The 17,295-nt window shown below is 39.2% G+C and carries 15 protein-coding genes; 1 reads left to right on the forward strand and 14 read right to left on the reverse strand.

Translation table 11 applies throughout. The features are described from left to right. Positions 1–12: 12 nt before the first annotated feature. The 8 genes from iolB to PQ456_RS17570 all read right to left on the reverse strand — a co-directional run bounded on the left by iolB (position 13) and on the right by PQ456_RS17570 (position 9,712). Entirely contained in the window at positions 13–828 is an 816-nt protein-coding gene (gene iolB / locus PQ456_RS17535) for a 5-deoxy-glucuronate isomerase (protein WP_273613430.1), read from the reverse strand. A gap of 15 nt (positions 829–843) precedes the next feature. Next, complete coding sequence (iolA, locus tag PQ456_RS17540; protein ID WP_273613431.1) at positions 844–2,316, reverse strand: methylmalonate-semialdehyde dehydrogenase; 1,473 nt, start codon at positions 2,314–2,316, stop codon at positions 844–846. 275 nt (positions 2,317–2,591) lie between these two features. Next, entirely contained in the window at positions 2,592–3,578 is a 987-nt protein-coding gene (locus PQ456_RS17545; protein ID WP_273613432.1) for a DUF4340 domain-containing protein, read from the reverse strand. Positions 3,579–3,596: 18 nt separating this feature from the next. Continuing rightward, positions 3,597–5,012, reverse strand: coding sequence for a GldG family protein (locus PQ456_RS17550; RefSeq protein WP_273613433.1), 1,416 nt, complete (start codon positions 5,010–5,012; stop codon positions 3,597–3,599). 5 nt (positions 5,013–5,017) lie between these two features. Beyond that, positions 5,018–5,731: an ABC transporter permease gene (locus tag PQ456_RS17555; RefSeq protein ID WP_273613434.1), complete on the reverse strand. Its 714-nt coding sequence runs from the start codon at positions 5,729–5,731 to the stop codon at positions 5,018–5,020. Next, on the reverse strand, positions 5,728–6,747 hold the full coding sequence (locus PQ456_RS17560; protein ID WP_273613435.1) for an ABC transporter ATP-binding protein: 1,020 nt from the start codon (positions 6,745–6,747) through the stop codon (positions 5,728–5,730). The genes PQ456_RS17555 and PQ456_RS17560 overlap by 4 nt, the downstream gene beginning before the upstream one ends. 127 nt (positions 6,748–6,874) lie before the next feature. Continuing rightward, entirely contained in the window at positions 6,875–7,330 is a 456-nt protein-coding gene (locus PQ456_RS17565; RefSeq protein WP_273613436.1) for a hypothetical protein, read from the reverse strand. Positions 7,331–8,797: 1,467 nt separating this feature from the next. Then, entirely contained in the window at positions 8,798–9,712 is a 915-nt protein-coding gene (locus PQ456_RS17570) for a DMT family transporter (RefSeq protein WP_273613437.1), read from the reverse strand. A 118-nt stretch (positions 9,713–9,830) separates the two neighbouring features. On the opposite strand from PQ456_RS17570, the gene PQ456_RS17575 reads away from it, so the two are divergent. Beyond that, on the forward strand, positions 9,831–10,721 hold the full coding sequence (locus PQ456_RS17575) for a LysR family transcriptional regulator (protein WP_273613438.1): 891 nt from the start codon (positions 9,831–9,833) through the stop codon (positions 10,719–10,721). 115 nt (positions 10,722–10,836) lie between these two features. On the opposite strand, the gene clpB is transcribed toward PQ456_RS17575, so the two are convergent. The 6 genes from clpB to PQ456_RS17605 all read right to left on the reverse strand — a co-directional run bounded on the left by clpB (position 10,837) and on the right by PQ456_RS17605 (position 17,253). Further along, on the reverse strand, positions 10,837–13,500 hold the full coding sequence (gene clpB / locus PQ456_RS17580; RefSeq protein WP_273613439.1) for an ATP-dependent chaperone ClpB: 2,664 nt from the start codon (positions 13,498–13,500) through the stop codon (positions 10,837–10,839). 13 nt (positions 13,501–13,513) lie between these two features. Further along, positions 13,514–14,428, reverse strand: a complete 915-nt coding sequence (locus PQ456_RS17585; RefSeq protein WP_273613440.1) for a DnaJ C-terminal domain-containing protein — start codon at positions 14,426–14,428, stop codon at positions 13,514–13,516. Positions 14,429–14,601: 173 nt separating this feature from the next. After that, complete coding sequence (locus PQ456_RS17590; protein WP_273613441.1) at positions 14,602–15,093, reverse strand: Hsp20/alpha crystallin family protein; 492 nt, start codon at positions 15,091–15,093, stop codon at positions 14,602–14,604. A 293-nt stretch (positions 15,094–15,386) separates the two neighbouring features. After that, a complete protein-coding gene (locus PQ456_RS17595; RefSeq protein ID WP_273613442.1) occupies positions 15,387–16,343 on the reverse strand; it encodes an acetylxylan esterase in 957 nt (318 codons plus the stop codon). Positions 16,344–16,394: 51 nt separating this feature from the next. Then, entirely contained in the window at positions 16,395–16,619 is a 225-nt protein-coding gene (locus PQ456_RS17600; protein WP_273613443.1) for a hypothetical protein, read from the reverse strand. Between the two features lie 73 nt (positions 16,620–16,692). Further along, positions 16,693–17,253 carry a pyridoxamine 5'-phosphate oxidase family protein gene (locus PQ456_RS17605; protein WP_273613444.1) on the reverse strand — a complete coding sequence of 187 codons (561 nt, stop codon included), beginning with the start codon at positions 17,251–17,253 and terminating at the stop codon, positions 16,693–16,695. Between the last annotated feature and the right edge of the window lie 42 nt (positions 17,254–17,295).

The raw sequence follows: 17,295 nt of genomic DNA on the forward strand, positions 1-17,295 counted from the left end.
TTGATGATCTGCTTAACGTTGCAATATCCATTCGTGATCAGGATCGTTGTGGAATTTCCAGATGCGCTTGGGCCCTGCCATAACATTCAGATAATAAGACGTGTATCCATCAGGTACACCTACAGGATGATATCCAGCAGGAACGATAACGACATTTCGATGTTCTACCGCCATCGTCTCATCGATCGAGCGATCATCTGTGTATACCCGTTGAAAAACAAATCCTTGTACCGGATCGATTTCATGATAATACGTTTCTTCTAATAAAGATTCAGCAGGCAACATATCTACATCATGCTTATGTGGTGGATAACTTGACCAGTTGGCACTTTCTGTGATCACTTCAACCACTAATAGACTATTCACAGTCTGATCAGAATCTGGCAAAATATTATGCACAAGCCGTTGATTATTATATTTACCACGATGTTCTACGCTATTTTCACTAGCTGGAATAAGACGAGTTGGACGTTGTACAGATGAAGGTGAATAACATAATGCTACTCTAGCTATCGTCTCTGCGGTCACTACAAAAGAACGATCATTCGAGATATAGACGCTATCTGTAGGCTTTTTCTCAAACACACTTGTTCGTGTCCCTACTCCTGCAAAAGTCTGTTCATGATCACTAACGGTGATTGTACCGGTCACTGCTACAATACAACATTCTGTTCGACCTAATACTTCATCGTATAGTGCACCGGGTTCCAAGTCGATCATTTTGAATCCTACATAATGCAGTGGTGAATGATCTGCGTTGACTTCATGCAAAAGGGTGACACCCGGACGAATATTTTGTTGTTGAGGCTTACGCAATAATGTACTCATCATGTGCCATCTCCCTTATTCAAACGTCGGTGTCACATAACGAGCAGTGACTACTTTTTTGTGCGTGTAAAAGTCTACGCTGTCTTTGCCGTTAGCATGCAATGTACCAAAAAATGAAGATTTCCAACCGGAAAAAGGGAAAAATGCCATCGGAGCAGGTACACCCAGATTCACACCTAACATACCTGCATCTATATGTTCACGGAAATAACGAATCGCTGACGCATTGGATGTAAAAATACACGCTCCATTTGCAAATTCAGACCGATTAGCCGTTTCAACTGCTTCTTTCAAATGCTTCACTCGAATAATCGATAATACCGGAGCAAAGATTTCATCTTTCCAGATGGTCATGTCTGTCGTTACATTTTCAAAAATAGTCGGCCCGATAAAATAGCCTTCATTCGAAATCTGTTCACGTCCATCGCAGACTAATGTAGCGCCTTCACTGATTCCTTTTTCAATATAGCCTATCGTACGTTGCTGATTTTCTTCCCGAATAACCGGCCCCAAAAACACTCCATCATCAAGACCGTTACCGATAGTGATCTCGCCTGCTCTTTCTTTTAACCGTTGTATAAATGCGTCAGCAATGCCTTCTTCAACAGCAACTACAGCACAAGCCATACAACGCTCACCTGCCGAACCAAAAGCAGATGCAATCACATTCGTTACCGTATCTTCAAGATCAGCATCGTTCAATACAATCGTATGATTTTTGGCTCCGGTTAATGCTTGTACACGTTTGAGGTTATTGCTTCCACGCTTAAATACATATTCTCCTACAGGCTTTGAACCGACAAATGAAATAGCTTGCACAGACGGATGATCCAATACACCATTTACGACATCATGCGCGCCGTATACGATATTGAATACTCCTTTGGGTAGACCTGCTTCTGTAAATAATTCCACCAGACGTTTCGTTAATAGCGGTGTGCGTTCAGAAGGTTTGAGAATAAAAGTATTTCCCAGTGCAATAGCCATCGGGAACATCCAACAAGGCACCATCATAGGAAAGTTAAATGGAGCAATGCCACCGACTACACCAATAGGATAGCGGTAATTAACAGCTTCTACATCTGTTGCGATTGAAGCGAGTGAATCTCCCATCATCAATGTAGGTGCACCTGCGGCAAACTCTACATTTTCTATCCCACGCCCTACTTCTCCAAGCGCTTCTGTTAGATTTTTCCCATTTTCAATAGTGATAAGACGAGCTAATTCTTCTTTATGAGTAGATAATAATTGTTGGAAATTGAACAGAATTCGAGCACGACGGGGAACAGCTACTTTTTGCCAGGATTGAAAAGCTTGATGTGCGACTTCAACGGCATAATCAATATCTTCTTTGGTAGAAAGAGGGACTCTGGCGATAATTTCTTTGGTCGCTGGATTATATACATCTTCGTAGACTGTTGTTTTGCTTTCTACCCATTCTCCATTGATATAATTTTTCAACTTTTCTACTGCTCGTGCTTCTGTCATTTCTGTTCCTCCTCTAATCAATACACATCATAAAAGTTAACTGTACTATCCATATTATTGTTATATTTTGATTCATTTATCACTTTTTGATTATGTTTTGATTAATTTATAGTTAGATATTATTATCAATTTTACCTACAGTCAATCATTTTATGTAACCATACTGCTTTTTGGCAAAAATAAAAACATCTTTTACAGAGTATAGGATCGACTCTATAAAAGATGTTAGTTATCCATAGTTCTATAATGTATATCTATGACATACCGCTTTGAACTTATTGGTGAGCAGATGATGAAGTTATCGCTTGCGCGGCTTGAATCACTTGCTTGATCGATTCTGACGGCAACCGATATGCCCATTGATGAGCAGGATCGACCACCTCAATATAAGCAGAGTTATCGGGAGACTGGAATCCTTGATAAGTCTCGGTCACTGTTCGCTCCCCTTCCTTACGAGTAACCTTAAGAGTGAATACAGGCGACTTGGAAGATAGCTGAGAAGCCGGTTGTGGCAGTTGATCGGTTGGAATATTTTTGATACTATCGGTCAAATTAGAAGCTTGTTCACTACTAATCGAATGACCATTAAATGTCCAGCGATCTTGACTTGGATCTTCCAGATTGGCTTGATGTTTTAAAGTCCACTGATTGTCCTGATCTTGACCTGTCCAGCTCAAAGCTGTCATATATTGATCATCCCAACCGAATGGAGTCGTATCCACGAAACTAAATACAGTCGCTGATAAGTCTGTAACTGTCTGCTGAGATAATTGAATAATAGCTCCTTCATTTAAGCGTGCATAGTAATACCCATCTGTTGGTAATTTGCTACCAATATAGAGCCTATCCTGCTTGCCATCTGTTGATGTAAGTACAATCGTAGGTTGCTTGGTATCTATCCCATATTTGGCAACATCGGTCGGTTGATTTTCGACAATAGCATGTACTGTTGCTGCTTGCAGTGTAGTCAACCAATCTGTAATTGCATACGCATTGGTCGGATAGCTTGCAGGTGTACGCATTTGCCATTGATTTTGTTTATTTTCTAAAGTGATCGATGATGGTGTTGTAGTGGTTTTTGCATCATCTGATAAAGATTTCACTTCGATTTGCTGCACGTTAGCAGGTGTAAATGTAATCCATTTCGCTTCCACAGGAGCAGTCTGATCTTGTTGAAAAAAGTTCTGTGAATAGGCATAGGCTCCACCTAATAGCAAAATCGCCACCATGATGATCGTTGGCATCCATTTACGAAGTTGCACGATCTGCACGACTCCTTTCTATCCTCTACGTCGTCTCCACCATAGTACAATTCCTACAATGACAAATAACAAAGGAAATACAATAACCGTTCCAATAAAAATGATTTTCGCTTGAGATAACGATAAATTAGCAGTCTGGTATTGCTCTTGCTCTTGTGGTCGAATCGTAATTTTATTCGAATTTCCCAGTAGATCATTGATACTATTCAGTGCAAAATCCAAATTCGCTTGTTGTACTATCTCCTGATCCATCATAAATGTAGACCCGCCCAAAATCACAGCTTTCGGTTCACCTTTAGCATCTGCTACAGCAAAACCAAGATCGAATGGTCCTGCAAGGTCTTTGGTATCACGCTCTGTTTTGGATTCTAGTAATCCAGATAGATTCGTTTCTCCATAACTGTTACTTGAAGAAGTCAGTAATGGCGTAGTTGTCCATCCTTTCACTGCTTCTAACTGCAATCCTATCGACAGTGACATCATCGTATACAATTTATTTGCCGCTAATTTGGCTGTAATCTCATGTTGCCCGTAGTCTGGAATAATCGTAAGTGGATCGTATAATGAAGTGTCTTTGGGTTCTACCGCTACAGCATGGGTATCTTTGACACCATACATACTCATCAAAGAGTCTAAGTTTTTCCAGCTACTGCTCATTTTTTCATTAAAGCCAAGCGATAAAAATAACTTACCACCATTGTTCAAATACTGCTTAATCAGCTTGGTTTCTCCATCGCTCAAATCATTTTGCGGTCCAATAATCATGAGCAGATTAGCATCTTTTGGAATTGATCCTTCTTGCAATAGCGACAGATCACTTATAGTAATATGTTCTTCTTTTAAATGATTCATCAGTGTACTCATATCTGTCGTTGCAAATTCATTATGTCCGTTAAGCAAATATGCTTTGTGTGTCGTAGATGAAGATAGCGATAACAGACCTGACGTTAACTTTTCTTCACCACTAAATTGATAAGATGCACTGGCTTCCGCGCTTTCTGCACTCATATCACTAGCTCCTGCACCATCAGCGAACATATCGTAGACAGGAACAATTTTGGTAGTATCTCCTTTTTTCAATACTACTGCACTTTCGGTAACGCCATATTGCTTCGCAAGTGTCGGATTGGTCAACAGATCATACGTTTTGACTTCTAGCTTGCTGTTTACTTTATGGTATTCTGCTAATAAATCAGTCACTTCGCGGGTATATACTTCTGCATCCTGTGAATTTAGAAAAACAAGAGCTTCAACATTCTGATCCAATCCTTGCAGGGTGGTGATCGTCTGATCGGATAATGTATATTGTTTGTTTTTGGTTAGATCAACTTGAAATGTTCCGATCGAATTAAGAAATAACGTCAAAATAATAAAAATACCAATAACGGCTACCGAAAATACGACTGCATTTGTGCCTTGTATCCATTTTTTCATTGTGCTCACCTCCACCTTTTCCGTTCCACGACTTGTATACTCAGTACAAGGAACAATAACGATAAGGTGAGATAGAACAGAATATCCGGTCCATGCAGTACACCTTTGACTAGATTATCAATGCGGCTGGATATGGAAAAAGGCTCTAGCCATTTCTGAGCGATATCTGAATTCATCGTAAAGGAATCTATTATCCATAACCCTAGCAATAATACAAAAGCGATCACAGCCGATACCATCTGGTGTTGAGACAGACTGGAAGCAAATAATCCGATCGCCATCATGGCAGCGCCTAGTAAAAATACCGCTAACAAAGATAACAACAACATCGGTATATTCATCGTACCGAAAAAAGACATCGTGATCGGATACACCAGATTGCAAGCAATCAATACCAGTAACAATCCAAGAGAAGCTAAGTATTTACCGATTACAATCTCGGTGACGGTTACAGGGGAAGTCAGTAACAATTCATCGGTTCCTTGTCTAAATTCTTCGGATATCAAACGCATCGTTAATAACGGAATAATAATCAATAACATAAAAATCGTATTGCCCAAAATCAAACGGTAATCCAGTATACTTGGCTGGTAACCGACAAAACTAACATAAAACATATAACTAGACAGCAATACATAGACCGCTATCGCAAAATACGTTGTTGGATTCAAAAAATACAACTGTAATTCTTTAGAACATATTGCCCACATGCGTCTCACTTGGTTGTGTCCTCCTTCGGTAAAGGAGTATCTAGATCATCCACAGAAGTTGAATTTACATTACCATCAGATGGAGAATCGGTTGTTAATTTGGCAAATAGTTCTTCCAGACTCTGACCTTCTTTACGCATTTCCAGTACAGGAATCCGTGCTTCTGCTAATAAAAGAGACAACGATTCTCTAAAGTCTTCTTGGTCGATTCCTGTTAATTTAATCGTAATCAATTGCTCTTGTTGTTCATTGGTATGAGAATACTGAAATTCAGTATGTGCAAAAGCAGCATGTTCCAGTACAGATCGTACGATTGCAGGCTTCGATTTCACTTCCAATTGCACCTGGAAATTCTGCTGTAACGAATCACCAATATGATCAGCATCGCGATCCAGTACTAATTTGCCTTCATGGATAATTAACATCCGATTGCACAGCATACTGACTTCAGGCAAAATATGCGTGCTTAATAGTACAGTGTGTTGTTCACCTAATTCTCGAATCAATTGTCTAATTTCCATAATCTGATTCGGATCAAGCCCGGATGTCGGTTCATCCAAAATAAGCAATTCCGGTTGATGAATAATCGCGCCAGCTAGACCGAGACGTTGCTTGTATCCTTTAGATAAAGAACGGATCACCTGTCGCTCTCTTCCTTGTAGTCCAAGCCGGTCGATCATTTCACTAATTCGCAATTTCTGCTCTCGTACCGATACATCGCGTAAGTCTGCTACAAAACGTAAATAAGAGCGTACCGTCATATCTGGATAAAGTGGCGGTGTCTCTGGTAAATACCCTATTTTGCTACGTGCTTGTCTGGATTGTTCATGCATCGGTAAGCCATCTACCCATATCTGTCCAGAAGATGGGGTGAGATAGCCTGTAATCATACGCATCGTTGTGGTTTTGCCAGCTCCATTGGGACCTAGAAAGCCAACAATTTCGCCCCGCTTCATTTCAAAATCGATCCCGTCTACACTTCGACGCTGATCGAACCATTTGCTTACTTGCTGGACTTGCAGCATATTTCGTTCCCTCCCGCTTTTCCCAAAATCCTTTTTACTATAACGTAATTGTTATAAATTCAGCTTAAAAGAAGGTAAAGGAAAGCTTAAAAAAAGCCGCCAGATCATGATGATCTTAGCGACTTATTTAAGATGAAGTATGAAAAGTATGATCCAATTCAAAAAACCATTCTAAAAAAGAGTTAAAACTCTGCCATTGCGGTTGTAATTGCCCTGCCCAAAAGTCTTGTAATCGTTGACCGAGACTTAACTCCAACACTTGATCTGTCTGCCGATTGTAAAAGTATCCACCTTCACCGACAAAAGCATCCAGTGGAAGATATTGTTCAGGCAATTTCAATGTCTCGCGAGCACTATGTATACTTAGATCATAATTCGAATACAATACAAACCAGCAAATATGGTAAAGCTCCTGATGTCGACTGTAAAAAGTAGGCCCTGTCTCTGCATGTAGATAAAACTGCGCAAAGTCTGAATCCAGTGGAATCTGCAACGTTTCCAGTGCACCTGCATATTCAGTCGAAGCTTCTTCATACCATGCGTTTTGTTCTTTGAAATATTGTTCAACTTTAGGTGATAACAATGAAATGCTCCTTTTTGATTGAAATGTAGTGCTTATAATAAAGAGTATAATAGATATTTTTATATTATTCTAATTTGACTAATCTCCATATGGTTATGCCTACAATAAAGATGAGAATAAAATAAAACTGCAAACGCATATATGATTTTTTGCTTATCTGCTTGAATATACATCGTTACAGCTACAAACAAAAATGGAAGAGCACAAATGATCCATAAAACAATAAATGTATTTAGATCGAACAGATTTAAATTCCCACCCAAATAGCTCAGCACCGCAGCCCCAACAAACATAAGAATTAAAGACATATTCAGCCATCGATTAATTAACTGCTTATCTATATTCTTTAACATATTGATCATCTTCCATATCTCCAATATCCAATCATACTAAACACAATTACCCCAAGATATAATCGTATTCGGTATTGCTTGCGTTCTGATTCATCTGCAAGTATGTAATTAATTGTTATTATAGCCAAAGCAGGTATTAATGAAGCAACTACAATGATTACTCCCCATCTAAAACTTAATATTTCTAAGTGTCTATTCAGATAACTAGTTAACAACATAGCAAATACAAAAATGAGAGCACTTAATCTCAAATAATGAAGTTGCCGCTTATGAGTAAAATATTTACGGATTTTTTGCAAATGATTTTCTCCTTCAAATGAATGTGACTACCTTCCGTACCTCCAATATCCAATCATACTAAACACGATTACACCCAGATAGAGTCGTATTCGATATTGTTTACGTTCTGGTTCATCTGCAAGTATATATATAGCAATAATTACTAGAGTTCCAGGTATAAAAGAAGCACTTGCAATAATGAGTCCCCAAAAATAACTCAATACTCCTAAATGTCTATTCAGATAACTTACTGTGAAAAGTGTACCCATCATAAATAAAAGACTAATATTTAAATATATTTTTTGTTTACGATCATCAAAGTTTCTCCTTAATAACTCTATCATGATGTTTGTCTCTTTCCTTAATTATGAGATTATGATTTATGCCTAAATTTATGTTTAAGATCAAACGGTAAATATGACTCATTAATAAGTTTTGAAAAACATGTTTTTATTTTGTCCGAATTTGAAGCAGAGGTAAATAGAGCTGCTTTCCTAATAAAAGGAAAAAATAGCAACTTACTATTTAGCATTGTAGTTTTTTCTAATATGAATAACCAAAATTAGGTATTTTCATATGAAAAATAGTACAAACCTCATTAACGTTCGACATGGTTACCATTATATGTAATATAAATAAGGTCTATCGGTCAGCTTAGAAAGGTACTTACTTCATAGTCAGCTTGACCTAGATTTTGTTCAAATTTTTGAAATATAACTTAGAATAGCTGGTTCCACATTCACTTTTATGATTATTTGAAAGCAAAAAAAGACTATTTCTAGAATCGAAATAGTCTTTTAATAATGATGATGTATTTATTTAGCTGTAACCGAAGTTACTTTTTATTTAAAGGAACAGGGACAACCAATGGAGCTTTCATCGCTTTTTTCCAATTGACGAGAGCGATACTACAAGCAATCATAACTAGACCGATCAATAATGATAATGTGATCGACTCATGAAGAATCCAGATACTAAAAATATTAGATAACACCGGAATCATAAATGTATACGTTCCTACGGTGCTGACTTCTCCACTGTCGATTAATTTGAAATAAACCATCCATCCACCTGCAATAACAAACAGCGAGATAAACAATAATACTTCGATAAATGAAGGAGTCCACTGAATATCACTCCAACTTTCGGTAGACGATCCAGCAATCATTAATACTACGCCACCGATCAATAACTGCATCGTAACTGTCCATAACGAATCCAATTGTTGATTATTTTTCTTCATATATATTGTACCTAGCGCCCAGCATAAGGAAGAGGCTAGCGCGAATCCGATACCGGTTAACGATAAATTGCCTTCAAGCCCCCCTGAACTAATCACAGCCACACCTACAAAACCTAGTATTAATCCAATCACTTTTAAAGTGTTCATCTTTTCGCCTAACCATAACCATGAGAACAGCCCTAACAAAATAGGTTGTAAAAATATAATCGTTGAGAATAACCCTGCTGGTAAATAACCGATTCCGATCGTTTGCAATCCATAGTACCCGATAATATTTAAAACGGCGAGTATAGCGTATATCTTTCGATTTCGTTTCCATTGCAATCGTTCGACATGCTTCATAGCAAATCCTAACAAAATAAGTCCACCAATTAATGTTCGCAGACCTGAAAATAAAAGTGGCGGTACATCAGGTAATACTAATTTGGTTAAAGGCCAGTTAATGCCCCAGATCGTTACAAGGAAAATGACCAGCCATAATGTCATTTTGGGTGATAAAGTCTTCATGTTGTTCATCCTTTCATCTATTACAGTACACTGTTTTAAATTTGTGCTTCTTTAGGTTATACTTTTATCACTCATAAAGAAAATGAATATTTTGCATAAAGGAGATAACGATATTGTTATGACCATCACTCAGATTATGACATTTGTGCGGGTTGCCGAGACATTAAGTTTTACCCAAGCTGCACATGAGCTACATATGACCCAACCTGCTGTTAGCCATGCGATTGCCAGTATTGAGAATGAATTAGACACTTTGTTACTGTTACGGGATCGCAAAAAAGGAGTATTACTGACTGAAATCGGTGAGCAAGTATTAGTGCAATTTCGTACCATTTTACACAGTATGGAAAAAGTACAACAACAGGTAGCTGCTGTGAAAGGGTTAGATGTAGGCACGATCTGTGTAGGCGCTTTTCCTTCAGCATCTGCTTATTTTTTGCCACCTATTATTCAAAAAATCAAACAAAACTATCCTAACCTGATCTTCGATCTACACGAAGGCTCTGCTAATGATGTCAAAGAATGGATCTATACTCGCAAGATTGAAGTCGGTATTGTACTGTTGCCGGCACCCGACTTGGATGTTATTCCATTATGTGAAAATGATATGGTACTGCTATTACCAGATAACCATCCATTGCAACAGGAAGCTCATATTACTGTTCAGCATCTTCATGGAGAAGATATGATTTTGTGCAAAGGTGGTCATGAGACTGCGATTATTGAAGCTTTTGATCAAGAAAAAAGCCATCTCAAAATTACATTTACGACCCATAATGTAAGTGCATTGATCAATATGGTTCGTCAGGGGCTTGGAATTGGTATCGTTTCTAATCTAGCCTTATCGATGCATCCCCATCATCTGGATGTACGAGAAGTCACCCCGCGCATCACAAGTCAGATCGGAATCGCTATTCCTTCTGTATCTCAAGCATCACTTGCGGTACAACTACTGATCAAAACAGCGCAAGAATTATTTTTAGAGTCTCCTGTACTGACCTCTTCCTAATCAAACGCAAAAAGTCTGCATCCGCTCATTACGAGCATGCAGACTTTTTGTAATATATTCTAGATTTAGTTCGCCAAAATAGCGTATCTTTTACAACTTGTACAGCCATTTACGATCAGCCAATCGAAATAGCCTCAGGAGATTCTTCTGCCGGGCGGTCTGCTGATGGCGATGACTGAATCACAACATGCAATTCTTGATCCACCACATTTACGATAACTGTCGATCCTTCTGAAGCTTCACCAGCAATCATTGCACGAGCGACTTTGGTTTCTAATGCACGCTGAATAAATCGTTTGAGCGGTCTTGCACCATAAGCCGGGTCAAATCCTTGTTCAGCAATCAGTTGGACAGCTTCGTCAGTCAATTGTAACGTAATCTGACGATCTTTCAGACGATCTTGTAAATGCTCTACCAATTTGCGAACAATCTGTCCAATCTCTGTTAAGCTTAGTGGTTTGAATAAGACAATATCATCGACACGATTGAGAAATTCAGGGCGGAAATGATTACTCAATTCACGCATAACATTGTCACGTACCGTCTCGCTCCATTCTCCATCTGCGCCCAATCCACTCACAAGATGAGCAGAGCCTATATTTGAAGTCATAATTACGATTGTATTTTTAAAATCAACGACTCTGCCTTGCGAATCTGTTAATCGTCCTTCATCTAGCAATTGTAAAAGAATATGGAACACATCGGGATGTGCTTTTTCGACTTCATCCAATAGCAATACAGAATAAGGTTGACGACGTATAGCTTCGGTTAATTGTCCGCCTTCTTCGTAACCGACATATCCAGGCGGCGCTCCGACTAATCGAGAAACGCTGTGTTTTTCCATATACTCTGACATATCGATTCGAATCATACCATCTTCACGATCAAATAAAGAAGCAGCTATCGATTTGGCAAGTTCTGTTTTCCCTACTCCGGTAGGTCCGAGGAATAAGAATGAACCTATCGGACGATTCGGGTCTTTGATACCTGCACGTGAACGAATCACAGCATCAGCAACCAATTGTACCGCTTCATCTTGACCGACTACACGCTTATGCAGACTTTCCTCTAACCGTAATAATTTGTCCCGTTCCCCTTCAACCAGACGACTTACCGGAATACCTGTCCAGCGAGATACGATATCTGATATTTCTTCTTCGGTAACAGCTTCACGCAAGAGACGATTGTCTTGATCTTGATACGCTTCTTCTTCCGCTTGTTTTAACTGACGTTCTAGATCTGGAATAATACCGTAACTGAGTTCAGCCGATTTGTTCAAATCATATTCTTCCTGTGCTTCTAACAGATCGTTGCGTGCTTGTTCTAGATTTTTTTTGAGATCACGCACAATTTGAATCGCTGATTTTTCTTTTTCCCAGCGTGCTGTCATTTCTAGTTGCTTTTCTTTGAGGTCAGCTAGTTCACGTTGTAACTGTTCTAATCGATGCTGGCTAGCATCGTCAGTTTCTTTTTTTAGAGCAGCTTCTTCAATCTCAATCTGCATAATTCGGCGGGTGACTTCATCCATTTCACTTGGCATAGAGTCAATCTCGGTACGAATCATAGCACAAGCTTCATCAATCAAATCGATTGCTTTGTCCGGTAAAAAGCGATCTGAAATATACCGATCAGATAGCACACCTGCGGCTACAATAGCACTATCATGAATTTTGACACCATGATGCACTTCAAACCGTTCTTTTAAGCCGCGCAAAATAGAAATGGTATCTTCTACATTAGGCTCATGCACTAGCACCTGTTGGAAACGGCGCTCCAATGCAGGGTCTTTTTCAATATAATTGCGATATTCATCCAGTGTTGTTGCACCGATACAATGAAGTTCTCCACGTGCTAACATCGGTTTGAGCATATTCCCTGCATCCATTGAACCTTCTGTTTTGCCTGCTCCTACAATCGTATGCAATTCATCAATAAATAAAATAATCCGTCCATCGCTTTCTCGAATTTCTTTGAGCACTGCTTGAAGACGTTCTTCAAATTCACCACGATATTTAGCACCGGCAACCAGTGCACTCATATCCAGTGAGAAAATCGTTTTATCTTTAAGCCCTTCCGGTACATCTCTGCGTACGATCCGGTGTGCCAGCCCTTCAACAATCGCTGTTTTACCGACACCAGGTTCACCAATCAGTACCGGATTGTTTTTGGTTTTGCGAGATAAAATACGAATAACTCTACGAATCTCAGCGTCCCGTCCAATCACAGGATCGACTTTACCACTGCGTACTTCTGCAACAAGATCACGACCGTACTTCTGCAATACTTCATAGGTCGCTTCCGGTTCCCGGCTAGTCACCCGTTGATGACCTCGTATCTCGGCTAAAGCAGTTAATAACGGATCACGCTTTAATCCTTGTTGTTGTAACATATTGCGTAGTTCTTGATTCTCGCGATCATGACCGGACACCATAGCAAGTACAGCATGTTCTACGGCTACGAACTCATCTTGCATAGTAGTCGCTTCTTGCTGAGCTTGATCCAATACAGATAATAATGCAGGTGAAGCATAACGACGTACGGCTCCAGATGAGCCGCTAATAGTCGGTTTACGACGTAAATGTTCATTGTTTAAGCGTGTGACTTCCGACAATGAAATATTCATTTTTTGCAACAATCGAGGTAATAATCCTTCCGATTGTTCTAGTAATGCTTTTAACAGATGAGCAGTATCAATTTCTTGATGTCCCATCGTTGAAGCAATGGATTGTGAAGAAGCGACCGCTTCTTGAAGCTTTTGAGTCAGCTTATTATAATCCATTGTGAACTCCTCCTTATTTGGTTTTGATTTGTGGTTGGAACGGGTTAAATTCTGCTAATTGACGATACAATCTGCGTTCATTTTCATCGATATCGTTGATCTCAGGAATAATCATTTCGATACGAATCAGTACATCTCCATAATGTTGCTTGTCTTTGCTTAATCCTTTACCGGAAAGGCGTAACGTTTGACCGGTCTGTGTACCGGCAGGAATTTTGAGACGAACCGTAGATTGATCAGGTAAACGGACAGGCATATCGCCACCAAAAACCGCTTGCCACGGTGCAATTTGACCTACCGCGATCAGATTACTTTCTTCAATCGTATACATCGAGTGGTTAACAATATGGAAGCTAATTAATAACTCTTCATTTGGATCAAGTCCATTGCTACCATTTCCACGAATTTTTAATGTGCTATTATTTTTGATGCGGGCAGGCAATTTGAGTTGAATCGATTTGCCACTGACTCGTACTGAAATTCGATCTCCCCGATAGGCTTGTTCCAGTGTAATATCCAGATTAGCCCGTAACGTTTGAGTCATATTCTCCATCCCTCGACCAGCGCCAGCGGTACGGCTATTAAAAAACATATCGAATAAATCTTCATCAGGAAAACCTGCGTTATCAAAATTTTCAAAATTGTAAGCTCGACTTGCTTTATGATCACGCGTTGAATACGCGGTGTTCGCTCTTGTATGACGAGGAGGATTTTCTTGGTAATGTAACTGCTGATCATACGTTTCTTTTTTGTTGGTATGACTTAACGTTTCGTAGGCTTCGGCAATTTCTTTAAATTTACTTTCCGCTTCCGTAGCTTTATTCACATCAGGGTGCCACTTTTTAGCCAATTGTTGATACGCTTTCTTCACTTCTTTGGGTGAAGCCTGGCGATCAACGCCTAGAATCTTATAATAATCTTTGAGCATCGGTTCTCCCCCTTTCCTGTAGCTTTCATCTTTCTATTTATTAACGTACTTTACAGGAAAATAAGCGGAATGGCTTCTTTTTACTCAAAAAAAGGTGCATCATAGCTGTTTAATCTACAATGCACCTCTGGATATAAGATTATTTTACAGCTAACCTGTGAATGATGCGACTTTTATTCAGAAGACTTTTGCTGTCCGTCTTCAAGTCGAGCCGAAGAGGAACTGCCATCTTCAATCTGAATCCGCCGACCTTCAACACGCTGTTTTTTCGGAATAGTTAGTAACAGTATTCCATCTTTCAGAGTCGCTTGAATCTGATCTTCTTCAATATCTTGCACATAAAATCTTCTAACATACTCTCCATAACGACGCTCTTTGCGCACCATACGTTGCTCAGCATTCTCTTCTTGTTGCTCTTGTTGTTGTACAGCTTTGATCGTCAAATAAGGAGCGGCATAATCAATGTCGATATTTTCTTTTTGCAAACCAGGCAATTCGGCTTCAACAAGATACGCTTTGTCATTTTCCCGAATATCCGTACGGAAGGATAAGGTCGATCCTTTGAACGGAGTTAGCAAATCATCTTCAAACATATCTTGAAACGACTTCATCCATTGACTCAAAGCATCCTCACGACGTTTACCAAAAGGAACCAAATCAAACATATCCAATCTCCTCCTTAAATGATTTTTTAACTGCTTTTGATAAGTTTGACTTTGTTTGACCTTATGTCTTTATTATAGTGATAACACCTGTAGTAAGCAAAATAGATTATTGGCAAAATAAACCTATTTAGACCGATTTACAGCCTTTTTCTTTATTAAAATTCTTGTTTTCAACCTCTTTTATCGTTTTTGACCTTTTTTGACCTTCGCTTGATATATTTACTTTTTCAGAACAAAAAAAGCCTGTTTCTTATCGACTCAGAAACAGACTTTTCTTTAAACTTTTTGATGATTTATCCGAAATGTTTTTGAACAAATTCCATCGTTTTTCGTCGATGATATGGACTCACAAAATGTCCATCAAATGGATACAGACACATTTCTTTTTCTGCATGAATCCGATTGTATACTGCATAGACCGTTTCAGGCATACAGACAGTGTCTTTAAGACCGCACGAGATCAATATAGGTGTATGGATACGATCTGCTAGATTAATCATGTCAAAATAACTCAACGTCTCTAGCGCTTGATCCAAATGTTGAGGATACCGACTTACAAATTGAGCGGCTTCACGAAGAGAACTTTCTGAATTTAATATGCCGAAATCCATATGGCTCATATTCGGAATATTAGCGACAGTGATTGCTGGAATATCGCTTAGAGCAGATGTGATGAGCGCTAGCCCGCCACCTTGACTACCGCCATAGACTGCAATTTTACTGCGATCTACATCAGATTGCTCGGCTACCCATTGTATCGCTTTGAGCGCATCCATCGTGATTGCACGATAATAAAAGTTATCTTTATCCAGCAATCCTTGAGTCAACCAACCGCTACTCATCCCAAAATCAGCATTCAAATGATTACCTGTATCTCCGCCCTGTCCACGAATGTCAATAGCGAATACCGCATATCCCATCGCTGTCCAGTGAGCATAATCTTCAGGATACCCTTTGTTCATCGTATATCCATGAAACATAACGATACATGGAATCGCTTGTCCTGCTTGATCGGCAGGTCGTACATAGATACCATGAAGTGGCGTATCATCAAATCCTTCATAGATCACTTGATACGACTCGATTGATTTCATCGGTGTTACTTGCTCCGTCTGTTGAGCGTTTAACGGCTTATCTGCAAATTGTTGTAATGTCTGTTGCCAGAAATCAGCCAAATCAGGTTGTGCTGTATGCATTGGGGCATATTGTTCTAATTCACGCACTCGTCTAGCAATCGCATGATTCTTCATAACTAAATAACTCCTTTGCTTATCTAAGCTCTACTTCTATTTATTACCCTACTATTCGTTGAGTTTGACAATCCAACCCGTAATTAAGCGGAAAAAGAAGCTGAAAATAGCAGCTGGAATCAACGCCATCACCAGTGTAATCAATACACTCAAAAATGTAACACCATCAGGATTATTTTTCACATCTAACACAACTAACAAAATCGCCATAATCACATACCACGTTATAAAATCCGATAATCTAAAATTATTTTTGATCGTATTGACCAACTTCATGCTCATCCCTCTTTATCTGCGTGTATAATCCATCATTTGCATGCTATCAATAATATAGATGAAATACAACAACTTACTGAATATCAGCCAACTTTTGACCTATCGGTGTAATTATGCCGTCTATAGTTGTCGAGTTCTTCTGCTTACGATATTGTTCCAACTTCTCTTCACCTTTGTTCTCTGCCCAATCAATCAGCGTATCTCGTTCCCCTTCATATTCATAGAAAGGAATACCATATCCACAAGACGTCTGTACCCGGTGAATATTCGAAACAATGATCTGCCGGTATCCTGGATAAAGATCAAATAAATGCGCGTACTGCTCCCATGCTGGATCATCCGGTAAAATAATCTGTCCATCTCCATACAATCGCAAAATCAGTGGCTTACCTTCCAAAGCGATAAACATATACGTCATCCGATTACTTTCTTGCAAATGAGCACTGGTCTCATTACCACTACCTGTTAGATCAAGATAAGCGACCTGATTAGGGGATAGAATGCGAAATGAATCGTAGCCTTTTGGTGAAATATTGACATGACCTTCTGCTGCCGCACTACCTACAAAAAACATCTTCTGTGCTTGTATAAATGCGATATGCTCGGGAGACATAGAATCGAATACTTTAGCCATCATGAACATCCTCTCTATAAATAGATATGGTTATTCTGATAC

It is taken from the genome of Paenibacillus kyungheensis (assembly GCF_028606985.1).
Taxonomy (GTDB): Bacteria; Bacillota; Bacilli; order Paenibacillales; family Paenibacillaceae; genus Saccharibacillus; species Saccharibacillus kyungheensis.